We start from the raw sequence: 23,487 nt of genomic DNA, 5'->3' as shown, positions 1-23,487 counted from the left end.
GAATGGCCTTCAAAAGAATCCTCACCAGCCTCTGCCTCTTTCTAATCCTGTTCGAACTTAAAGCACAGGTAAGCAAAGTAACGCTCTCCGGCCAGGTGACTTCCGTGACAAGCGGACAGGCTCTCCCATTTGTCAATATTGTTCTTAAAACTGAAAAAGACAGCGCATTTGTAGCAGGTACCATCACCAACGAGCTCGGGCGGTTCAGTCTGCCCGACGTGAGGAACGGCCATTACCGAATTGAATGTGTATTGCTGGGGTACAAGGCATTGCATAAGCCCGTTACCGCGGGTACTCTGAGCCCCTACCTCGACCTCGGTGAATTCCGGATGGCCGAAGACTCTCAGAACTTGCAGGAAGTAACCGTCACCGGTCAGCAGGCCGAGGGTGTCGACGACAAGCTCGACCGGAAGATCTTCAACATTGGCCGCAATGTGAGCCAAAGCGGCGGGTCGGTATTGCAGGCACTGAAAAACCTGCCGGGCGTGACTGCGGGAGATGACGGCAAGGTACTTCTGCGCGGCAGCGACAAGGTAGCCATCCTGGTGGACGGTCGCCAGACTGCCCTCACCGGCTTCGGCAGCCAGACCAGCCTCGATAACATCCCGGCCTCGGCGATCGAGCGGATCGAGATCATTAATAACCCGTCGGCCCGCTACGACGCGAATGGTAATGCGGGGATCATCAATATTATTTATAAAAAGGAAAAACAGGAAGGTTTCAACGGGAAAATAGGCATGACCGCCGGGCTGGGCGCATTGTGGGTGCGGAAGGAAAACTTGCCCGATATCCGCCCGCAATACCGGAATACTCTCAAACTGAACCCTTCGCTCGCCCTGAATTACAAGAAAAGGAAGGCAAATGTGTTTTTCCAGGGCGATTACCTGCATACCCCAACCCTCAACAAGAACGAGTTTGTGAACCGGTACTACGACAGCGGAGATACCATCAGGCAGCAAACCAAGCGGAACCGCAGCACCAACGTGGTTACTGCTAAAACCGGGGCCGACTGGGCCTTCGATGAAAGCAATGCATTGTCGGTCTCCGCATTGTTCAGCAGCGAAAAGATCCTCGACCGCGGCGACGAACCGTTTTTTAACGCAAAACTGACCCAACGGAACCGGCTTTGGCAATTTTTGGAAGACGAATTGAAAACCACCGTAACCGCCAGCGCATCCTACCAGCACAAATACGCACAACCCGGACATCTGCTCAATATTAGCCTCAACTACACTTTCCACCGCGAAAACGAGCAGTACTTTTTCACCAACATCATGCCCGATTTCACAGGTAAAGACGCTTTCAAGCTGCTTTCGGATGAAAATGTGTTCGATTTCAATGCCGATTACATCCGTCCGCTGCGGTACGGAAGGCTGGAAGGCGGCTTGAAACTGCGCAGGCGGTTTATCCCAACGAATATGCAATTCTTCCCGGGCGTCGCCACGCCGGGCGTCGCCACGCCGGGCCTAAACTCCCCTATTGACAGCCTCGCCGGCGGCTGGGCCCATTACAAGGAGACGATCCCCGCTGTCTATGGCAATTACGTTTTTGAAAACAGGAATTTCGAGGTGGAAGCAGGCTTGCGGGTCGAGTATATCGACCTCCGTTACGACGTCAACCCGACCCACCCTACCTACCACTCCGATGGTTACACCTATGCAAAGCCGTTCCCCAACGTGCGGTTCGCTTATAAAATCGACGACCGCAATAAGGTATCGCTGTTCTACAACCGCCGCGTGGACAGGCCCAATGAGGTGGATATCCGTATTTTCCCGAAATACGACGATGCCGAGATCATTAAAATCGGTAACCCTGCCCTCAAACCGCAGTTTACCAGCTCCTGGGAGGCCGGCTACAAAACCAGCTGGAACAGCGGCTCGCTATATGCCGCACTTTACTGCAAGCAGATCAACGGAACCATTACACGCATCGGCACCATCGTACCGGGCAGTACTTTGATCTACAACATTTTCCAGAATGCCGGCAAGAGCTATAATGAGGGCGGGGAGCTGGTATTCCAGCAAGACCTCGCGCCCTGGTTTTCGGTAAACGTGAATGGTAATATTTATAAAAATACGGTCAATGCATTCTCGGTCGAAAACCTTTACCCTGTAAAATCCATTTACAGCGCCGCCAAACAAACGCTCACCTCCGGCAGCGCCAAAGTGAGCGCCGTGCTGAAAGGCAAGAAATCCGAGGTACAAGTGGTGACCATTTACCAGGCACCCGACATCGTACCGCAGGGCCGCACAGGTTACCGTTTCTCGGTAGATGCCGGCGCCAAGCGGCAGTTACCCAAAGGCGAAATCTTCATTAACGCTACCGACCTTTTCGGCACGCTGGTGATCCGCAAAACCGTGTATGGTGACGGCTTCCATTACAACAGCCGCGATTATTACGAGACCCAGCTAGTACGGGCCGGTTACAGTTTCAAATTTTAAAATTGCATACCCTATGCGCCTCCTCATCATTTTCCTCCTCTTTTCAACATCTTCTTTCGCACAGTCATTCCCACCCGTCGACAGCCTGCCCGTACGTAAGCCGCTGACTTTGCAACAGTTTTACGCACCCGCCTCGCTAATCATCGGCGGTCTCATCGCCAACGGACATTCGGAAGAGTCCATTAAGAACGAGCTCGCCGAAAGCAGGAATCGTCACATTCCGCGTTTCCACACGCATATCGATGATTACATGCAATTTTCACCTTTGGTAGTCGCCTATGGCCTCGATGCATTCGGTGTCAAATCCAAAACCGATGTGCTCAACCGCACAGCGATCCTTGTCAAAGGCGAAGCCATGGCGCTCACTACCGCGACTATCCTGAAATCGGCCACACATACCCTCCGCCCGGACGGGAGCACCTACAACTCCTTCCCGTCTGGGCATACCACCCAGGCATTCGCAGCGGCCACGTTTCTGAATGAAGAATACAAAGACCGTTATCCATGGATGCCCTATGCGTCGTACACCGTGGCGTCGTCTGTGGGCCTGCTGCGCGTGGCTAACAACCGGCATTACATCAGCGACGTCCTCGTGGGCGCGGGAATCGGGTATTTGTCGATGAAAGTCGCCTACTGGACGCACCGGTACAAATGGGGCAAACCCCGCGCCAAATCGCAACCGGTATATTGATTAGCCTAATTTCGCACCGGCCGGAACCATTCGGGACGTTTGACTTCGTCTGTCCAGAAAAGGGCGGCCTGTCCCCAGACTTGTCCGTCCGGGTTTCGCAGTTGCCACACCACTCCGTCGTAAATCATAAAACTGCGACCGTATTTATCGACCCTGGGGCCGGAATAGTTGTAAACAATGCCATCGCGCAAGACGATTGTCAGCATTCGCTGCCGCTCGGGTCTGTCCTGCTCGGAAGCGCTCAATCTGGACGGTATAGTAAGTATTTCCTCCTCGGTGTATTTAAATGAGGCCAGCGCGTGACCGTTGGCATATATAAAATGCGGGTCGGCGTCGGTATTATGTACCAGAATGCCATAAGGAGCTTCCTCATGGAGCCATTGGCAGACATCGCCAGCTTCGGGAGAAACATAGAGGGGCTGGCCGGATAGCTGTTGGAAATTTTCGCTTATCTGCCGGATCAGTGTATCTTTTTGTGTGCGGTTCATGTATTACAAATTTTTCAGCCGTGGATTTTTACCTAATAGCTGGTTGGGGTCAACCGGCACTTCGATAAGCAAGGACCTCACCGGCCCCTCCTCTAAGTGCCTGAGTATTTCGTCGAGGTTGCCCAGGTCGGGCGCGAGCCGTATCGCGCCCCAGTTGTTGGCCCGTGCAATCGCACAATAATCGACCGCATTAAGCCTCGAATGATAATGCGCCGTTCCGACATCTGGCAGAACCTTTCTCAGCCCCTGCTCCACGATGCCGAACGTCTCATTATTGAGCAGAAACACTACCAACCCGAGATGACTCACCTCGCCCATAGAGCCCGAAAACAGCCGGAAACAACCGTCCCCGGTGAATAAAAACACCTGCCGGCCCGGATCTGCCAGTTTAGCACCAATAGCAACCCCGAAGGCCCCGCCCATGGCTGAGCCACGGTACAGCGAAAAAAAGCGGATATTATTGTTGGGCCGCTGGGTCACATATTGGCGATCCTTATAAGCGAGGCACGTATCATCGATTCCAATGGAACCTTCGGGCCACCAGCAGTCGAGGCGTTGGTAGAGGACGGCCATATCGACGTACTCACCACCCGCGCGCGCAAAGGGCAGATCGTTTAAATCCCGGGGTGCCTTCTCCATCGGAATGTTGGCAAACGGGAGCTCGGCCGCGGCATCGGTCAAAGTTTGCAGCCACCAGTCCAACGGACCATTCACCTGATAATAACGCCCTTCCACGACATGTTGCAAACTATTGCCAACCAATCCGTAAGCCTGCGGGATATTGCTGAAATGAAATGTAGCGGAAGCAGAAATCTTCTTGAAATTGACCGTGTATTCGTCAGGACACGCCCCGATCACCAGCAAAACATCGTGCTCGCCCAACGAATTATACAGCGAAATAGCCCTGTCATTACCTCCGAAAGAAATATAGCCATAGCCATAAAGGTTATCGCGGCTGATGGCATTAGCACCATTGATACTCCATATGGTAGCTGCCCCGAGCGTCTCGCTGAGCCGGGTCGTGAGATCGGCAGCGTACTGGTAACGCGCCATTTCCTCGCCAACCAACAGAACCACACGTTTCCCCTCCGTCTCCCTCCGGAATGCCGTCAGAAAAGCCTCTGTGGAATCATTCTCCCTGGCACGGATATCGGGGATGGCGGGAAGGAGTCCCGAATCCATTTGAGAAATATTGAGCCCTTCATTGTCCAGTACCAGCACGACCGGCTTGGAGCGGTCGAGCTGTTCTTTCGCGAGCAACAGCTGTCGATGTAAAGTCGTCCTGTCGTCCAGTACAAAGACGGATTCAGGCAGTTCGGCCCGGAGTTGCAAAACCATATTGCTGCCATATTCCGTCGTGTCCTGCAATGGAGAAAATCCGGCGGTACTTCCGTTCGATACCGGTATAATATATACGGCGGAAATATCATGAAGTTTGGCGTCACTCAATCCGCAGCATATAAGCTTCGTAGCAGCCCCGGTTGTCGCAACCGATGCCGCGATCCTGCCGCTACCCGAATAATGTCCCAATGGAACAAAGCCCGCAGTATACTCGCCGATGGTCAGGAAGGAGGGCGCTCCGGTATCGGCCTGATCGAGCGGTTCCAGGTGTTTGAGCAGATGGATCACTCCTCCACCGTTCACTCCGGCATACAATCGAATGCCCCAGTTGCTTAATGTTGTAATAATGATCTGATAGCTGTCCGGATTATACTGTTCGTCCGGTTCAATGATACAGGACGCCGATTCGCGCGCTTCAAGGCCCATGATGTTGTAGTTGTTGAGTAAATGATCTGAAATGACTGTCTGTCTGATGTTGCGGCGATGTCTCAAAAGTAACCATTAAATTAGAATTAGTTTGCCAAATGCCTCATATTTTGTAGTAGATATTAATCTATAAAATAGAATAAATTCTATAAAACAAATATATAAAGCCCTTCGCCCGCGCCACTACCGGTGGCAGCCCTCCATGCGGCCAAAAGTAGCGAACAAGAGTTGATACCGACCCTACGATAACCGGACTGCATCCAGTGCTCAGTAATATGCTATTTTTATGTCCTTCGAAATGGCTAAGAATCTGATAACGAGTTTGGAATTACTGAGAATCTTTCCTATCGTTGATGCAAAAATGCGAACAATTCATTTTCACCATATCTGCTATTTTATGATCAATTCGCTTCTATTGAGACCTTTTGGATTACAAGTATCCCGAATCAAAAAGGAGGAAAAATTTACGGATGATGAAATCTTCCTGGCTTTGTACGAACAATGCAGGCCGTACACTATGACGTCCATAGAACGCATGTACGCCTTGTTCAACGCCGTGAAATATGTGGTGAAAAATAATATTCCCGGCGACTTTGTGGAATGCGGCGTTTGGCGTGGGGGAAGCTCGATGATGACCGCCCTTACCCTGCTGCACCTGCGCAGCACCGACAGGCAACTGTTCCTCTACGATACCTTTGAAGGGATGTCGGAACCCACCGAGCATGACAGGACTTTCCGCGGTGAAGACGCCGACCTGCTGCTAAAAAAGGGCGCCAACCATAAAGAAACATCGGTATGGTGCCTTGCAGACATTACCGACGTGAAACAAAACATGAATATCACCAAATACCCTTCCGCAAACATCCATTATGTAAAGGGGAAGGTTGAAGATACAATCCCTTCCACATTGCCGGCCAATGGCATTGCATTGCTCCGTCTCGATACCGACTGGTACGAATCCACCGCGCATGAGTTGCTACACCTCTATCCCCTGCTGGCCGTCTCCGGCGTGCTGATCATTGATGATTATGGTCATTGGGACGGCTGCAAAAAAGCCGTAGACGAATATTTTGCGGACAAACCGCTTCTGTTGAATAGAATCGACTACACGGGCAGAATTGCGGTGAAATCGCAATCACTTTGAAATACCTGCGAAAATCCGGTCGGTACAAGCGTTGGAGACCCGTTACAATCCCGCGAAAACTGACTGGATTTTTGCTTCCATCGAACGGGCACTGAAATTCGCGACAATCGTCTGCCTTGCCGCAACGCCCAGCCTGCGCCTGAGAGCGCGATCGCGAATCAGCGTTTCAAGCGCCTCCGCCAAGCCCTCGTTGTCCCTTTCCTTAACGAGCAAGCCATTTGCCCCATCCTGAATCGCCTGCGGGATACCCGCATGATACGTGGACACGACCGGCTTTTCCATACTCATCGCTTCCAGAATGGAATTCGGCAGGCCTTCCATATCTCCCCTGGCATCGGTCCGGCTGTTGAGTACGTAAATGTCGGCATCTTTCATATGTTCGTTGACTTCATTATGCGGCTTGGAGCCCAGCAGCGATACTTTGTCGCTTAAATTCAACCGATCGACGAGCTCCCTGCACAGCGGCATCTCCGGGCCGTCACCGATGATACGCAGTTCCAGGTTGTCGTGCCGGTCGCAAAGTGTGCTGAATGCTGTAATTAAATCCGGCACCCCCTTTTTGGCGACGAGGCGGCCTACATGCTGAATCACGATCTTGCTACGCTCCGGCGTTTCCGCAGGAATGAATTTCTGCTCGTCGGTACCGTAAGGAATCAGGTGTACCTTGCTGCTGAACTTACTCAGGCCGAGTGTGTCCACAAAATGCGGGCTTACGATAATGACTGCCTTTGCATATTCGATCACCTCCTGAATACCGCAGGCATATGCCGGGACGTTCAGCATTGCCGGGGCCGCGTCGATTCCATGGAAACTAACGACCATCGGGATACCCAACTTTTTCGCCACTGGCAGCAGTTCGATCCCGGAAGTTCCGAAATGGGTATGGATCGCATCGATCCTACCGTTTCGCAGCAAATCCGAAACCCATAACCGGTTTTGAAAGCTCAGCCTGTGCATTTTCCTTGTCAACACGCGTAATACTTTCGTAATCAGCATATCGAACAGGCCCTGGTATCGGGCCAGAAGATTTTTTTCTACATCGGTTGGGAACTTGTCTTCATGCTCGTAGCGATAGGCGAGCAGCGTTACATGGTGATACCGCGACAAGCCGACTACCTGGCGATGCACAAACGTTTCACTCAGCGGAAAAAATGATTCATTGAATACCAGAATGTTCATAGCTCCAAAAATACGGCCGTATGCCGATCGACTAGTGTGTAAACAAAATACGAACAAATTTAAACACTTCCGATTGATGTTAGCGAGCCGTTTGATCACCCAAACCTGCCGTTCGCTTTGCAATGGTGAGATAAACAATGGCTGGCATGCAATTCGCTCGAAAAGAGTTATAACTTGCAACATCGCTAGCCGGGCCGAACGATTCGGGCATTAGCTAACAACCTATATACTAAAACACTATACTTTTATTTTGGCATGACTGAAAGAGAACCAGGAGTCGAACGCTTGTATCCATCGATATTCGGACGAATGGCAACCCGCTATTACTATCTTCGCCAACTTCGTCAGGCTATTGAGGATGTCATTCAGGAATTTGTGGCGCGCGATTCGCGAAGTTTAACTTTGGCCGACTATGGCTGTGGAAACCGGCCTTACGAGTCGTTGGTGGCCCCCTACGTTCACAAGTACATCGGGATCGACCTACCCGGGAACAAGGTGGCTGATATTCTGATTTCTCCTGAGGGGCGAATCGAACTCCCGGATGAAACGCTGGATGTCGTGTTGTCCACCCAGGCACTCGAACACGTTGTCAATCCGGCAGAATATCTAAAAGAAGCCCTGAGGGTACTCAAAACCGACGGACAATTGATCCTGAGCACGCATGGCTACTGGATGTTCCACCCCGACCCTACCGATTTCTGGCGATGGACTTCCACCGGCCTGAAAAAAGTTGTCACCGATGCAGGGTTTGAAGTAATCCACTTCCGGGGGATCATCGGCCGGTCCGCCATGGGCCTTCAACTCTTCCAGGATGGCTTCACATTTGCTCTACCTCCGTTCTTACGACCCGTACTGGCGATCCTGTTTCAACCTCTTATTTACCTGTTCGATCAGATACCCTCGCAAGGCGGCAAGGATAAAGATGCCTGTACTTATATTCTTGTGGCGAAAAAAAACGCTCCGAAAGGCTAGTGACTTATTTCTCAGTCCTGAGGGGACGTGTAATGAAACTTACAGAAAATGCGGGTTGATCAGGAAATCAAGAGGGGGACTTTTTTTGTTTTTCTTTCTAAATATAGCAGCATACTCATCGGGCTGGTAATCAATTCAATACTGGCCCGATTTTTATCCCCTGACGAATACGGTGTCGTGGGTGTCGTCACCGTATTCATTACTTTTTTCAGCATCCTCGGCGACATCGGCGTAGGATCGGCGATCGTTCAAAACCGGGATCTTACGCGAAAGGACATTTCCGATATTTTCAAAATCAACATATTACTAAGTGCCTGTCTCGGACTGGCATTCTACCTGCTTTCTTACGGCATTGCCTGGTTTTACGAAAGCGACGTCTACATCAGGATCGGCCAGCTCCTCTCTGTCAGCGTGTTTTTCAGCTCTTTATCGGGCGTTCCAAGAAGCCTGTTAATGCGGGAGAAATCGTTCAAATTGTTGGGCGGGATAGAAATCATAACCAGCGTTACCACGGGAATCCTGGTCGTATTCCTTGCCATGAAAGGTTACAGCTATTATTCGATCATCTGGCGTTCGATCCTCTCGAATCTGATAATCTGCATAATGTACTTTTATTTTTCAAGACTGAGGCTCCTGGAAGGTTTCAGCTTCGGTGGTTTCAGAAAGATAGCGAGGTATTCGGGTTTTCAATTTGCGTTCAATATCATTAACTACTTTTCCCGCAATCTCGACAACATCCTGATCGGTAAGTTTATGGGCAACCAGAACCTCGGAATTTACAGCCAGTCCTACCAGCTCATGATGTACCCGGTCGCGAACCTTACGCATGTGATCACCCCCGTGCTCCACCCCGTGCTCGCAAGATTTGTCGATCAGCCGAAAATCATTTTTGAAGAATACCTGAAAGTAGTGAATATCCTGGCGATGCTGGGAATCCCCATTTCAATATTCGTTTTCTTTTCATCCAAAGAGATTGTCTATCTTGTACTGGGCTCCAAATGGACAGACGTTGCGCCCGTCCTGCAAGTATTCGGTGCCTCCATCTGGCTTCAAATGGTCAATTCAAGTGGCGGTGCTATTTTCCAATCTATGGGCCGGACGGATATGCTGTTCAAAATGGGCATACTCAGCACTTTCACCACCATTTCGGCGACGCTCCTTGGAATTCTTTATTTTGAATCGCTGACTATGACCGCCCTGTGCATTTCGGTGGCCATTGCCACCAATTTCATCATTGTATATTACGTTCTGATCAACAGGATTTTAGGCAGCAGTTTCACCCGGTTTCTGAAAGTAATTGCAAAGCACAGCACGCTGGGTGTCGCACTTGTCATACTACTTTACTTGGTGCAGGTTTTCGGCGATTCTAAGGAGGACAATGCCGGCCTCATCTATCTGTTCGTGATCAAATTGTCCATTCTGGGCATAACTTTCCTTGCATTTCACTTTGAAATGGTTATGGGTTTGGCCAGAAAGGTTTTCTCTACCGTAGCGTTAAAGATCAGGCCGTAGGCCTGAGAACCGACTGTACCCGCTCCGATTTCCGTACACCCTTGTCTTTCAGCATTTGACTGATCTGGCCCGCCATGTAAATCGATGCTTCGATTTCCGCTTTGCGAATGGCGACGCTTTCGATGTTGAAGCCAAATGGTATGGAACGTTCCATACAGAATGCCGTGAGCTCGGAAGCTATGTCGAGGCAGATATTGACCGATCGTTCCAGAATATCTTCGGAACTCCTGAGATCCTCCTTTAATTCCTCCGGCACATTGATACCCAGCCAATCCATAAACTGCAACGTTTTTTCAGAGCCGCAGGCAGTGATCGTGAAAATAATCGTCGGCGGGGTTATTTGCTCGCGGTCGCAACGCAGCGCCAGGTCTTCGATCACCTGCCTGGCGTATTCGAGGTTAAATACACATTGGGAAATGAAATACGATACCCCGCATTCCATCTTATCCAGAATCCGCGTATCCTCGTCTTGCAAGATCTTATGGCGCTCCGGAATCGTCACTGCACCGATTACCGATGTTTCCTCATTCTTGCGCCAGATTTTATAAGCGTCGGGCAGGCTCGTTTTCACAGGAAAGTCCGGCGCGGGCACTCCTACAAACACAGGATAGAAATGCTGCTCGTTCAATGCTTCCAGCCATTCCGACAGCTCCTCCGCCGAAAATTTGCCGGCGGGACGATAGATGATTTTGGGGACGTCCAGACTACCGAGGTATTCCGAGGCGAAATGCAGCGGGTCGAGCGAATTCAGGAACGGAAACGGCCTTTCTTCCTTCGTACGGGCCGATTCATCCTGCACATCATATACCACCAATGCATCAATATCCAGGGTAGCCAATCGCTCGATGGTCTTTTGAGCGATTTCGGCCACGCGTTCAACAGTTGTGTCGGCTTTGGGTGGCGTGATGCCGTAAAGCACCACTCCTGATTCTCGGGATTTGATCTTGTTCAGAAACATGACTTACTTAATGGGCATCCTGCCGCTTCTCTTAAAAGAATATCTGCAACATGGACGTCGTCCTGCGGTTACCTGTACCTCTTTCGTCCATTCTTCAAACTAAACATCATTTTCCGGATTTATTACTACCGGATTTCCCAGTTGCCTATTTTTTTTATTATTCAGCATTCCGATCGCGCCACCCACGATCATGAAAGCACTTCAAGCATTCGGATTGATGGCAGGCTTTAATGGCCACCCGCCTCAAAAAGTATACGTTCTTTAATGGTACCGCCGACAACCGATAGAGGATTGTAACTGAAGGGGGATTTTAGCAGTAGCAGACGAAAGATCGCTACTGCTTTTTTTCTAAGTCTTCGAACGACACAAAAATGTGCGGATTCGCCCCGACAGAAAGGTATATACCGGCCATGTATTGCTTAGTAAACCGAATCAATACACTACAAGTCATGGCTAACAGACGTGAATTTTTGAAAACTACCGCAGCAGGCTCGCTAGGGATCGCCATCGGCGGAACCGCTATGGGTTTCAGTGCGAAAAGCTACAACCGCATTGTGGGCGCCAACGACCTCATCCGCGTGGCGACGATCGGGGTCAATAGCCGGGGCAAAGGCATGAGCGGCACCTTTGCGGGGCAGAAAAATACCGAAGTAGGTACCGTTTGCGATGTAGACGAGCGGGCCATCCCGAAAGCCATCCAGACTGTGATGGAGGCCAGACAAACCGCCAAACCCAAATCCGAAAAAGACTGCCGCAAGGTTCTCGAAGACAAATCCATTGACGCCATATATATCGCCACGCCGGATCACTGGCACGCGCCACTGACGATTATGGGCTGCCAGGCCGGCAAACACGTGTATGTAGAGAAGCCATTGAGCCACAACCCGCGCGAAGGCGAACTCGCGATCGAGGCTGCGCGTAAATACAAGCGCGTGGTACAGATGGGCGCGCAGCGCAGGTCTGCGCCTGTGCTCACGGAAGGCATCAAACAGCTGCATCAGGGCATTATCGGGCGTGTCTATCTGGCCAAAACATGGTATACCAATAAAAGGAAGGCCACTTACCTGAAACCCGGCACCGTCCCCTCCTGGCTCGACTATGAGCTTTGGCAGGGTCCCGCGCCACGCATGCCCTACAAGGAGGGCCTGATCCATTACGACTGGCACTGGTTCTGGCATTGGGGGACCGGCGAAGCGCTCAACAACGGCACTCATGAAGTGGATGTGGCACGCTGGGGCCTGGGCGTGGACTTCCCAACGCGCGTCAGCTCAGTGGGCGGCCGGTACGAGTTCAAGGACGATTGGGAAACTCCCGATACGCAGATCATCACAATGGATTATCCAGGCCGTATTTCACTGTTGTGGGAATCGAGGAGCTCTAATGGCCGCAAAATCGAGGGGCAGGACCGGGGCATCATATTTTACGGCGAAAACGGCAGCCTCGACACCGGCGGCGACGCCTACAAGGTGTATGATCTCGACGGCAAGCTCATCAAAGAAGTAAACTCTCCCACCGAGGAAGCCGGCGTGCAGGGGCGGAACCTGGTCAGCCCGAGCGTGGGCATGGACAACCTCCACGTAGCCGATTTCCTGGACGCGATCCGCAACAATCGCAAACCGAATTGCGACGTGGAGCTGGGTTACAGGAGCGTTGTTGCGATGCAGCTCGGCAACATCGCCTGGCGGGTAGGCCGCGACCTGAAAATCGATCCGAAAAATGGGCATATTATTGGGGACAAGGAGGCGGAAAAACTCTGGTCACGCGAGTACGCGAAGGGCTGGGATCCGATCGTCTAGCTGTTCAGTCCCTGCAAATACGCATTTGCAGGGACTCATTCTTCCTTGGCTGCTGCGCGATTATCCCACAGGCGACAACTTCCTGTCCACGGATAATCGCCCGCTACCCTGCACGATAACTGCCAACGCCAGCCCGATCACCAGCAAATGGTATTCATAGCCCTCGCCCTGCTGGTTACCGAACCAGTTCATGAAGAAACCGTTCTGCACGTGCTGCCCTACGAAAATGATGCCGGCAAACAGCCCGATAATAGCCACCGACCAAAGCCGCGAGGCGAAGCCGACGATCAATGCAATCGCACCTGCAAACTCAATCAGGATCACCAGGAAGCTGACCAGCCAGGGTATTTGAAGGGTTTCGGTAAAAAACTGCATTTCACCGTCGAAGCCAGGGCCACCGAACCAGCCCAGTACTTTTTGTGCGCCATGCGGGAAGAGGATTACGCCTATGGTCAGCCGGAGGATAAGGCCGGTCCAGTCGTTGTTCGTTTTAAAAATCATTGCTTTCATTACATTGTCAATTGTTGTTTGAGACAGCAAAGGACCGGAAAGCGGCGGTCGAAAAAATTAAAGTAGTTGAAGAAATCAGCCCTCCATCAATTTTTTGCGGAGCATACTGAGAAACACAGGCGTAATGCCGAGGTAAGCAGCGATTTGCTTTTGCGGAATGCGCTGCCCGAATGCCGGGTACTTGCGGATGAACTCCCCATACCGCCCCGCGGCGTCCAGCGAAAGCGACTGATCGATCCGCTCCATATGGGCGATGAATGCATTTTGCAGGAGTATCCTAAAAAAGCGCTCCATTTTGGGCACCTCCTCGTAAAGCTGGTCGAGGTCCGGCTTCGTAATTTGCAGCAGCTCGGTATCCTCCAGTGCTTCGATGTGATAACGACTTTCCCGGCCCGTCAGAAAGCTGAGCAAATCGCCTACCCACCAGCCTTCGATCCCGAACATCAAAATATGCTCAAACCCGTTTTCATCAAGCGAATACACTTTGACACACCCTTTTATAATGAAATTCTCCGACCTGCATACCTCGCCCTGTCGCAAAAGAAATGCCTTTCGCTTCAACACTTTCGGTTGGAACAAGGATAGCAATAACTTCTCCTCGCTCGCATCGAGCTGAACATGGTTTCCGATATTTTGAAGTAACAAGCTGGTATTCATCCAGGGCATTCGTTTGCTGCCTAAAACTAGCTCTTTTGAGGCTTCCCGTCAAATACAAGGCTTTGATTGTCAAAGCAGCACTTAACCCAAAGAAGTATACATCTGACGCTCAATACTTTTATCATAAATTCATCAACTCCCCATTCCATGAGGCCGTTCATCGCCATTATAATATTCGCGGCGCTTGCCTGCATGCCCCTGTTTGCGCAAACTTCCGACAATGCGGAAATTCAGTGGATGTACGATGAAGACCAGTCCGCCCGAAAAGTCGCCAACATCAACTGGACCGAGCTGAACAAGGCTGACGCGCTAAGACGCCGGAGAGTTGACGAACTGCTGGATTCCAGCAAAGTCCGCACCGGACAAGATTTTTACCGGAGCGCCATGATCTTCCAGCACGGCACCGATACCCTCGCATCGGCCAAAGCCATCAAATTAATGAAGCAAGCCCTTGATCTGGATAGCACCGTGAACAGATGGCTACTCGCCGCCGCCATCGACCGGCACCTGATGCGAAAAGGAATGCCGCAGATTTATGGTACGCAGTATATCATGATGGGCCAGAATGGGAAATGGCAGCGTTATCAGATTGATACGACGAAGGTTACCGACCAGGAACGCCGGGCTTATCATGTCGAAACACTGGCAGAGCAGCTCGTAAAGGAACGCCGGATGAACCTGCGTCCGATTCTCGAATACCACCAAACAAGCAAATCGACCGATGAAACGGCAGCATTTATACGAGCGGAAGTTCAAAAAGGGGCAAGCTCATTGTACGATGTAAGTGAGGCAGCCATCAATTCATTCGGATATAAATTAATGGATAGCCTTTCGGAAGCCGTCAAAATATTCAAGCTGAATACGGAGCTTTACCCGACGGGCTTCAACACTTTCGACAGTTATGGCGAATGCCTCTTAAAGTTAGACCGGAAAAAAGAGGCGATCGCAGCCTATCAGAAATCACTTTCCCTCAATCCTCGGAATACCAATGCCAGGTCTGCCCTTGCAACCCTCCAGACCAGGTGATACCACGCTCCCAGCCCACGCCCTGCTACCCAGCATATTGACCTCCCGGCACCTCTGTCCAGGGTGCATTTTAATCTTAATTTAAGGCGATTTTAACGGCGTTTAAATCTGCACAGGCCTTTTTTGGACTATATTTTTTAAAAATATTAATATCCCCCCTCCCCCTGACATCAAACCGAATTACGCCTGCTGAGCGGCATTAGGCGCAGGCATTGCCATGTTCGGAAATTACTAAAACCTGAAATTATTACTAAACCTGTTTGAAAATCATGACAAATATCCGCTCCCCGTCGCGCCCGTTCGGACGCCCCTCCACCCATTTTTTACACAAAACGCTTAATAAACACTAACTAATTTCTACATGAAAAGTTATGTACAACCGCCCGTCCTGCGGTCGGGATGGATTATGAAAGTAATCCTGCTAAACCTATTGCTCCTGATCTCGCTGTGCCCGCACGCCCGCGCAGCTACCGACAAGAAAATCACCGGTAAGGTAGTGGACTCCAAAGACTCCTCCCCGCTTCCCGGCGTGAATGTGCTCATCAAAGGGACCGGTATCGGTACTTCGACAGATGCTTCCGGAAATTTCGAAATCAATGTCCCCAATGAATCCAGCATACTGGTATTCAGCTTTGTAGGGTTTTCCAGCCAGGAAATCACCGTGGGCAACCGGTCGGTGATTGACGTAAACCTGGTTACCGATGCGAAGGCTTTAACAGAAGTGGTCGTGATCGGGTACGGTACCGTCCGTAAATCCGACCTGACCGGCGCGGTGGCGACCATTAAAGGCGAGCAGCTGGTCGACAAGCCGGTACCAAACGTTTCCCAGGCGCTGCAAGGTAAAATTGCGGGCGTCGAGGTGAGCGTCAACAGTAATGCGCCCGGTGCCGCGGCCAAGGTGCGCGTGCGGGGTATCGGCTCCATCAACTCCAACATCGACCCGCTCTACGTTGTGGATGGGGTGATCGGCGTAGATGGAAACTCCATCAACCCGAACGACATCGCCTCTCTGGAAGTCCTTAAAGACGCCTCGTCCACGGCCATTTACGGTGCCAGGGGTGCCAATGGGGTGATCATGATCACAACCAAACGCGGCCGTGCGGGAACTATGAAGGTTTCCTATGATGGAAATGTGAACATCAGCGAGCTGTACCGCCACGTGAAAACCCTGATTGCGACGAATTTGTGAAGGTTTACAACGAAGCCTACGCCAACGGCACCAAATTCGACCCGGCCGGCGGGACCTGGGCGCCTCCCGCGGCCCTCAACCACGCCAACTTTCCGCTCCTGTTCGATGCCAATGATAAGCCGTTGTACAATACCAACTGGGAAAAAGAGGTTTACAAACCGGCCACCTCGACTAACCATTCGCTTAATTTCCAGGGAGGTAATGACAAAACGCTATTCAGTTTGTCGCTGGGTTATCTCAACCAGAATGGTCTGATGGCAACTTCCGCTTTCAAGCGCTACAACCTCCGGTTCACGGTGGATACCGATATCAACAAATGGTTGAAAGTGGGTGGAAGCCTGTCGCTGATCAACAGCAGGCAGCGCATGGTGTCCGACGGCAACGGCGGCTTGAACGTGCCCCGCATGGTATCCGAAGAAGTGCCGATCCTGCCGGTGAAATATCCGGATGGCACCTGGGCCGGCAACAACGACATCGCCGGCCTGGAAGGCGGCCCGAATCCCGTGAATATCGCCCACAACCGGTACACGATCAATAATACGCTCCAATCCCTCGGCAATACCTATTTGCTTTTCCACATTGCCAAGGACCTGGATTTCAAAACCGACCTCGGATTTAACCTCCAATCACAGAAAAACAACTTCTTCTCCTCCCAGAACCTGGCGCATATGTCGGCCGACCAGGGTGGTGTGGCCAACATCCGGGGTTACCTGAACACCTACTGGCAGTCGGAGAACTACCTGACCTGGAACAAAACCATCAACCAGCGCCACCGCATTACCGCATTGCTCGGGGCATCGTGGCAGCAGTACAACCAGGAGACCGATTTTGTTGAAACGCAGAACTTTATCGACGATATTTTTCAATGGCATACACTCGGCTCCGGCTCTGTAAGAAGCTCCTCTACCTCGGCCGATTACAAATGGGCTATGAATTCGTACTTCGCCCGCGCGACTTATAACCTCGACGAGAAATACCTCTTCACAGCGACAGGCCGCTACGATGGTTCATCGAAATTCGGTGCGAACAACAAATATGCATTCTTCCCGTCGGTAGGTGCCGCATGGCGTGTGTCGGAAGAAGGTTTCCTGAAAGGCAACAAGACGATCACTAATTTGAAAGTACGCGCGAGCTACGGGCTTTCGGGCAACCAGGAAATAGGTCAGTACCAATCCATTGCACAGATCCAGCCGGGTACCACCAACGCCACCAGCACGGTGCTGAACGGCGCATTGCAATCGACCTTATTGCCGAGCTATCTGGGTAACCCTAATCTGAAATGGGAAAGGTCTTTGCAGTTCGACGCCGGTGTCGAGTTGGGTATCCGGGAGAATATCGACCTGACGGTGGATTATTACAACCGCGTCACCAAAGACCTGCTGCTCCAGGCGCCGATCCCATGGTCCGCCGGTGAAGTGAATGCGAATGTGTACCAAAACGTGGGTTCAGTGAGAAACTCCGGTTTTGAAGTGAGCTTGAATACGACGAACATCGAGACAAAGAACTTCTCCTGGACTACCAACTTCATATTTGCGACCAATGCGAACAAGATCCTGAAACTTAACCGCGGCAATGCCGATATTTTCCCCGGCCCGAACTTCCTTGGCCAGACCAACATCCTGCGCGTAGGCGAGCCGATCGGGTCGTTGTACGGCATGACACGGATCGGAACTTACAGCACCGACGAGGCAGCTCTCGCCGCCGAACATAACCTGAAACCAGGCGACAGAAAGTACATTTACAATGCCGACGGAAGCAATTATTACAGCATTATCGGCCGTACCACGCCCAAATGGACCGGCAGCTTCAATAGTACCATGAAGTATAAAGGCTGGGATTTCTCTTTCAATATCCGTTTTGTGGAGGGCTTGAATACCGCGGCTACGTTCAAGCACTCGGTGGAAGACAGGCAGACCATTGCAAACAGCCTTGCTACCGTGCTGGATGCCTGGACGCCCGACCACCAGAACACGATGATCTCACAGGTGCGTAACTACAAATTCGCGCAGGATTCGCATTTCGATACCTGGTGGGTGGAAAACGGCTCGTTCATCCGCGGCCAGAACTTTATGCTGGGTTATTCATTCAACGACCCTGTCCTTGAAAAACTGAGAATCGACCGTCTGCGCCTGTATGCAAGTGTTCAAAATCTGTTCGTGATTACGAAGTACACTGGTTACGACCCTGAGGTGGACACCTTCAACTCCGGCTACGGCGCTAATACCGCCTTCTCGCAAAACCTGGATTTCTTCGCCAACCCCCGTCCGCGGGTTTGGAACCTGGGCCTGACACTTACTTTTTAAACCGCAACTACAAAAGATATGAAAGTGCTGAAAAATATGATACTGGCAGCATCACTGCTAACCTTAGGCTCCTGCTCGGATTTCCTCGAAGAAACTCCGACGGGCTTCCTAACACCGGAATCAGAGGCATCCAGCAGCAAAGTGGCCCGGGCTTACGCAAATTCCGCATATGTCAACTTGCAGGGATTGCTGGCAGGCCAACCGGCCTCCTACGGCGGTAATACTTACAACCTGCTCGAATTCATGACCGGGAAGGCGAATAGTGATCTCGGCCAGACCGGATTCGTGAACTACCAGAACCTGAGTTACACCAATACTTCTTTTTATTTCGACACCTGGTGGCAGCAAATGTACCTCGGGATAGGAGCCTGTAACCTGGCTCTACAAAGTATTCCTGGCATCAACGCAGCCGGGCTTACCGACGAAGCGAAGAACAACATGCTGGCGGAAGTCCACACGCTGAGAGCGTTGTACTACTTCTACCTGGTGCGGATGTACGGCGCTGTCCCTGCGGTAACGGCCACACCGACCAACCTCGACCTGAATATCGCGAGAACGCCTGCGAAGGACATTTACGACAAGATCATCATCCCCGACCTACTCGCGGCCGAAGCATCTACATTACCCTGGTCGAACACAACCGGAAATGTATCCATGTCAGCCGTTGAATCGATCCTGGCGGATGTGTACCTCACCTACGCGGGCGCGGCGATCAACGGCGGCCAGCAATATTATGCGGAATCGGCGAAGCGGTCGCTGAATGTGATCCAGAAGGGCGGCTTCTCGCTTTTCAAAAATTACACCGATATGATTAACCCGGCGAACAAGAACCTGGGCGAATTCATTTTCCAGGTGCAATATGCCGCAAGCGTGCCATTGACCAACCCGCTCACGCCGTTAACAATCCCCAACTATTCAGGTATTTCCAAATATGCGGATGAATACGGATCGGTGTACCCGACGCCCGAGTTTATCAAGTCGTTTCCTAAGGGCGATAAGCGCGTGGAGGAAAAGCAGTTCTTCTATACCACGGCGCCGAGCATCAAAACCGGTCAGCCGGTGAAGTTCAAGAACACCTACATTTACAAGTGGTTTGATGCGAATGCGATCACCAGTACGATTAAATCCGATTTGAACTACACATTGTACCGCCTCGCGGATGTGTACCTCATGTATGCGGAGGCGTCCAACCGCGCAGAAGGTGCACCCAACGCGAAAGCAGTCGAATATGTAAATGCGATTCGCGCGCGGGCGAACCTGGCGCCTGTTTCGGGTTTAAGCCAAACGGCATTCGAGCAGGAAGTATGGGCTGAGCGCTATTTTGAACTATGTTTTGAAAACAAAATGTGGTTCGATATGCTCAGGACGCGGAAAGTGCGCAACGACATCACCGGCAAATGGGACGATTTCGTAGGGCACAAAACCGTATTCGGCGCCACCTTCAGCGAAAAACAGCTGCTTTTTCCGGTACCGAGACAAGAGTCGGACGTGAACCCGAACCTGCTGCCCAACAATCCCGGATTTTAACTAAAAAGTCGTCATCGGTTGGGTGATATTATTTAAACCTGATTTACAGGTAAAACGGAAAACCGCCGGCTCACTGAGTCGGCGGTTTTTGTTTATAAACTCCTGCAACGTGCTGTTACCGAGGCTTGTCTGAACAATACAGGCAGCCTTACGAAGCGTAATTATATTCATGTGGAATATAATTATATTTATACTAAAAATTCATTGCCGAGTGAACCCAAGCATCCATAACCATGAAGAACATTACCAAGCTTTCGCCTCCCGGGGCTTGCTGCTTTGTAATTGTTGCAGCATTATGGCTTCCGATCGCCGTTCTACACGCTCAACCGACAGCCAGCCCCATTTGCTCTTCTACGCCTCAACATCAGAAACTGCTCCTTTCCAAATCACAGAGGCAACTTTTTGATAATGCACAGCAAAAATTGAAGGCCTATATGGCCTCTGCCGAAGCCGCCCGCACGAACGCCATATCCGAGGTATACACCATTCCCGTCGTCGTACATGTCCTGGAACCCATCGGAGGTTCGTTGATCACCGACCTGCAAATTCACGAAGGGATTGCCGAATTGAACAAAGCATTCCGAAACCAGCTCGCCGAATCCGACGGAGTGGATACGCAAATTCAGTTCCAGCTCGCGGTACGATCTCCACAATGCACACCGACTACGGGAATCGACAGGATTTATACCAACAATGCGGCCTACACCTCCTATGGTGTCACCGTGCCCGGTGGCCCCGGATTGCCCTACGATCAGGTTTACGCGATGAGCTATTGGAATAATCTCGAATACTATAATGTGTGGCTGGTCAATTACATGGACCAGGCTGCCGGACTGGCAGGGTATCCAACCGGCGCTTCTTCACCGAGTGACGGCGTACTGCTCGTAGCCAACTATTTCGGCACGAAGTTGCTCGCTCACGAGTTCGGGCACGGTATGTTCCTGGGACACACGTTCTCGCGGGGGATCGGCGAGGGTGACCTTGACACCATAGAATGCCCGCTAAACGACAATTGCGCGTCACAAGGCGATAATATCTGTGATACGGAGCCCGTGAACCAAAGTTCCAATTACCTCTGTCTGGGAAACCCCAATCCTCTTAATGCATGCAACAATAACAGCCCCTACGGTAACGTCCTCAAAAACTACATGGGTTACAATTCCTTTGCCTGCCAAACCCAGTTTACCAACGACCAGCGCATCCGTATGCGCAATGCGATCGAAACGCTCAGGTCGGGTTTGATCAACAGCAAGGGACTCGACCCGGTCGTGATTCCGGTGAGCATCCCCAAAGGCACCGCCGCGACACTCACTGCCACAGGCTGCAATGGACTGATCCAGTGGTATGACGCTCCCACCAATGGCAATTACCTGGGCGGCGGCAACAGTTATACTACACCCATCCTCGAAGAGTCGCGAACCTTTTATGCCTCATGCCTGCGCGCCGACTGCCCGAGCGACGTGCGGGTAGCAGGTGAGGTAATCGTCGGGCCGGGGCTGCCGGTTACGCTCGTGAGATTCGGTGCTGAAGTTTTGGAACAAAACCATGTAATGCTCAGCTGGGCTACCTCGTTCGAGTCCATGCATGACTATTTCGATGTCGAATCAGCACGCGATGCCAGAACGTTCCGAACGGCAGGACGGGTGACCGAACCGTTCGACGTTGCCGCCGGTATTTCGGAATACCGGTTTACCGATACGCCGGAGCCGTCCACAGGCATATTGTTCTACCGGCTGAAACAGGTGGATGTGGACGGCAGCTACGCCTATTCCAGAATCGTAAAAGTGAGCATGCCAGACACGCAATTGATTATCAGCCCCAACCCCGCCGAGAACAGCATTATGATCCATGGGGTATCTCAAAATTGGGATATCGAAGTCGTTAATGCAGCTGGTGTGGTGATACAACGAGCCCGAAACCAGCAATATGTCGACTCCAAACCGCTTCCCGCTGGGCTTTACGTGGTACGTGTGAAGACGCAAAGCGGGTATACCGTTTCCAAAAAGTTCATCAAAAAATAAGCCAAACGCCGGCAGAGCAGTTCAAAACAAACTCTCCGCCGGCGCTACAAACTCATTCCCCCTTCCTCCTTTCTCCTTTTCCTCCCTACTCCATCAATCAATACTGTAAAAGAAACTTCTCAGCTCTGCGGCGAAGCTATCCGGCACTTCCAAAGCTGCAAAATGCCCTCCTTCACTCATTTTGCGGAAACTGACGACATTCACAAAACGGTCTGCCCATTCTTTTGGGAACTGGGCTTCCCTGGGGTACAGGGCCACACCGGCCGGTACTTGCGATTTCTGTAACGGCTGCGCTCCGCCCCATTGCGCTATGGCATCGGCTTTGTACATCCGCACCGATGTCGCAACAGTCTGTGTTACCCAGTAGATCATGATATTGGTAAGCAACGCATCGCGCCCGCCAAATGCAGCTTCCAGGATTTCCGGCGACGCTCCCGCACTGCCGAAACTCAGTATCCAGGCCGCCAGCCCGGTCGGCGAATCGTTCAATCCGTAGGCAAGTGATTGCGGTTTGGTAGCATGTACCATCGCATAGGCGCCTTCGCTGTACCACCATTGCTGCACAAACTGTGCGAACTGTTTCTCGGCTTCGCTCATGGTAGCGGGGTCCTCCTGTCCCATCGGGTAACCTACGTCGGTGAAATGCACGCCGGACACTACATCCGGGTATTTCGAGGCCAATGCCTTGGTAACGCCCATGCCCACATCGCCGCCCGCGGCGTAAAATTTATCATAACCCAGGTTCCCTGTCATCAACTCTTTCCAAAGGTCCGCGACGGCCTCACTTGTCATAGCTACTTTACCCGAGAACCCGAAACCCGGAATGGAAGGTATCACGAGGTCAAAGCCCTGCTCGCCTTCGGTCAGCAGCGGGATGATCTTGTGGAAACGGTAATAGCTATCCGGCCAGCCGTGCGTCAGGATAAGCGGTTTGGCGTTTTTACCCTTCCCTTTGATATATTGAAAATGAACTTTCACGCCGTTCACATCGGCGATGTACTGCGGGTACTTATTGAGTTCGGCTTCCTGCTTGCGCCAGTCGTAGCTGGTGAGCCAATATTGCACCAGTTCCTTCAAATAGGCTTCGCTGGTGCCGAAATGCCAGCCGGAGCCTTCCGCTTCGCCCGGCCAGCGGGTGTTTTGCAAACGGCTTTTTAAATCATCCAGTACTTGTTGCGAAACCGATACTTTAAATACCTCCATGTTTTTCATAGTTGCGTTTTTGTTGGTTTGTGAAAAAGTGATCATCGGGCTCAGCATGAGCGATGTGAGCATCAGAAAGCGAAGTTTTTTCATGGCGTCCTGT

General features: G+C 51.5%; 18 protein-coding genes. 11 read left to right on the top strand and 7 right to left on the bottom strand.

What is annotated here, in order from left to right; translation table 11 throughout:
* Positions 1-2: 2 nt before the first annotated feature.
* Together AC2YIT_RS25265 and AC2YIT_RS25260 are read left to right on the top strand one after the other, a co-directional pair.
* Positions 3-2,441 carry a TonB-dependent receptor gene (locus tag AC2YIT_RS25265; protein WP_487281034.1) on the top strand — a complete coding sequence of 813 codons (2,439 nt, stop codon included), beginning with the start codon at positions 3-5 and terminating at the stop codon, positions 2,439-2,441.
* Positions 2,442-2,454: 13 nt separating this feature from the next.
* A complete protein-coding gene (locus AC2YIT_RS25260) occupies positions 2,455-3,132 on the top strand; it encodes a phosphatase PAP2 family protein (RefSeq protein WP_430847116.1) in 678 nt (225 codons plus the stop codon).
* A 5-nt stretch (positions 3,133-3,137) separates the two neighbouring features.
* On the opposite strand, the gene AC2YIT_RS25255 is transcribed toward AC2YIT_RS25260, so the two are convergent.
* Together AC2YIT_RS25255 and AC2YIT_RS25250 are read right to left on the bottom strand one after the other, a co-directional pair.
* Positions 3,138-3,620: an MEKHLA domain-containing protein gene (locus tag AC2YIT_RS25255; RefSeq protein ID WP_430847114.1), complete on the bottom strand. Its 483-nt coding sequence runs from the start codon at positions 3,618-3,620 to the stop codon at positions 3,138-3,140.
* Between the two features lie 3 nt (positions 3,621-3,623).
* Positions 3,624-5,453 carry a thiamine pyrophosphate-dependent enzyme gene (locus AC2YIT_RS25250; RefSeq protein WP_487281033.1) on the bottom strand — a complete coding sequence of 610 codons (1,830 nt, stop codon included), beginning with the start codon at positions 5,451-5,453 and terminating at the stop codon, positions 3,624-3,626.
* Between the two features lie 220 nt (positions 5,454-5,673).
* Here AC2YIT_RS25250 and AC2YIT_RS25245 point away from each other — a divergent pair, with 220 nt between their 5' ends.
* Positions 5,674-6,531 carry a TylF/MycF/NovP-related O-methyltransferase gene (locus tag AC2YIT_RS25245; RefSeq protein ID WP_430847110.1) on the top strand — a complete coding sequence of 286 codons (858 nt, stop codon included), beginning with the start codon at positions 5,674-5,676 and terminating at the stop codon, positions 6,529-6,531.
* A gap of 42 nt (positions 6,532-6,573) precedes the next feature.
* On the opposite strand, the gene AC2YIT_RS25240 is transcribed toward AC2YIT_RS25245, so the two are convergent.
* Positions 6,574-7,710 (bottom strand): glycosyltransferase, encoded by a 1,137-nt coding sequence (locus AC2YIT_RS25240; RefSeq protein WP_430847108.1) that lies wholly within the window; start codon positions 7,708-7,710, stop codon positions 6,574-6,576.
* 201 nt (positions 7,711-7,911) lie between these two features.
* On the opposite strand from AC2YIT_RS25240, the gene AC2YIT_RS25235 reads away from it, so the two are divergent.
* On the top strand, positions 7,912-8,682 hold the full coding sequence (locus AC2YIT_RS25235) for a class I SAM-dependent methyltransferase (RefSeq protein WP_487281041.1): 771 nt from the start codon (positions 7,912-7,914) through the stop codon (positions 8,680-8,682).
* A gap of 48 nt (positions 8,683-8,730) precedes the next feature.
* Positions 8,731-10,194: a lipopolysaccharide biosynthesis protein gene (locus tag AC2YIT_RS25230; protein ID WP_487281032.1), complete on the top strand. Its 1,464-nt coding sequence runs from the start codon at positions 8,731-8,733 to the stop codon at positions 10,192-10,194.
* Here AC2YIT_RS25230 and AC2YIT_RS25225 read toward each other — a convergent pair.
* Complete coding sequence (locus AC2YIT_RS25225) at positions 10,184-11,152, bottom strand: methylenetetrahydrofolate reductase (protein WP_487281031.1); 969 nt, start codon at positions 11,150-11,152, stop codon at positions 10,184-10,186. The genes AC2YIT_RS25230 and AC2YIT_RS25225 overlap by 11 nt on opposite strands.
* A 449-nt stretch (positions 11,153-11,601) precedes the next feature.
* Between AC2YIT_RS25225 and AC2YIT_RS25220 the strand changes: the two genes are divergently transcribed.
* The gene (locus AC2YIT_RS25220) at positions 11,602-12,948 is read left to right on the top strand and encodes a Gfo/Idh/MocA family oxidoreductase (protein WP_487281030.1); all 1,347 of its coding nucleotides are present in this window, start codon (positions 11,602-11,604) and stop codon (positions 12,946-12,948) included.
* A gap of 60 nt (positions 12,949-13,008) precedes the next feature.
* Here the strand turns inward: AC2YIT_RS25220 and AC2YIT_RS25215 are convergent, their stop codons facing one another.
* Positions 13,009-13,458 (bottom strand): DoxX family protein, encoded by a 450-nt coding sequence (locus AC2YIT_RS25215; RefSeq protein ID WP_487281029.1) that lies wholly within the window; start codon positions 13,456-13,458, stop codon positions 13,009-13,011.
* 75 nt (positions 13,459-13,533) lie between these two features.
* The gene (locus AC2YIT_RS25210; RefSeq protein ID WP_487281028.1) at positions 13,534-14,115 is read right to left on the bottom strand and encodes a Crp/Fnr family transcriptional regulator; all 582 of its coding nucleotides are present in this window, start codon (positions 14,113-14,115) and stop codon (positions 13,534-13,536) included.
* 147 nt (positions 14,116-14,262) lie between these two features.
* On the opposite strand from AC2YIT_RS25210, the gene AC2YIT_RS25205 reads away from it, so the two are divergent.
* From AC2YIT_RS25205 to AC2YIT_RS25185, 5 genes are all read left to right on the top strand, one after another.
* Positions 14,263-15,141: a tetratricopeptide repeat protein gene (locus AC2YIT_RS25205; RefSeq protein WP_487281027.1), complete on the top strand. Its 879-nt coding sequence runs from the start codon at positions 14,263-14,265 to the stop codon at positions 15,139-15,141.
* 361 nt (positions 15,142-15,502) lie between these two features.
* Positions 15,503-16,330: a carboxypeptidase-like regulatory domain-containing protein gene (locus AC2YIT_RS25200; protein WP_487281026.1), complete on the top strand. Its 828-nt coding sequence runs from the start codon at positions 15,503-15,505 to the stop codon at positions 16,328-16,330.
* The gene (locus tag AC2YIT_RS25195; RefSeq protein WP_487281025.1) at positions 16,327-18,633 is read left to right on the top strand and encodes a SusC/RagA family TonB-linked outer membrane protein; all 2,307 of its coding nucleotides are present in this window, start codon (positions 16,327-16,329) and stop codon (positions 18,631-18,633) included. The genes AC2YIT_RS25200 and AC2YIT_RS25195 overlap by 4 nt, the downstream gene beginning before the upstream one ends.
* An 18-nt stretch (positions 18,634-18,651) precedes the next feature.
* Complete coding sequence (locus tag AC2YIT_RS25190) at positions 18,652-20,160, top strand: RagB/SusD family nutrient uptake outer membrane protein (RefSeq protein ID WP_487281024.1); 1,509 nt, start codon at positions 18,652-18,654, stop codon at positions 20,158-20,160.
* A gap of 233 nt (positions 20,161-20,393) precedes the next feature.
* Positions 20,394-22,181 carry an Ig-like domain-containing protein gene (locus AC2YIT_RS25185; protein ID WP_487281023.1) on the top strand — a complete coding sequence of 596 codons (1,788 nt, stop codon included), beginning with the start codon at positions 20,394-20,396 and terminating at the stop codon, positions 22,179-22,181.
* A 93-nt stretch (positions 22,182-22,274) separates the two neighbouring features.
* Here AC2YIT_RS25185 and AC2YIT_RS25180 read toward each other — a convergent pair whose 3' ends face one another.
* Positions 22,275-23,477: an epoxide hydrolase family protein gene (locus AC2YIT_RS25180; RefSeq protein ID WP_430847088.1), complete on the bottom strand. Its 1,203-nt coding sequence runs from the start codon at positions 23,475-23,477 to the stop codon at positions 22,275-22,277.
* Positions 23,478-23,487: the final 10 nt, after the last annotated feature.

It is taken from the genome of Dyadobacter sp. SRI_021, assembly GCF_057586235.1.
The sequence above is the reverse complement of the archived record's forward strand: the minus strand, read 5'-3'. Positions and strand labels throughout refer to the sequence as shown.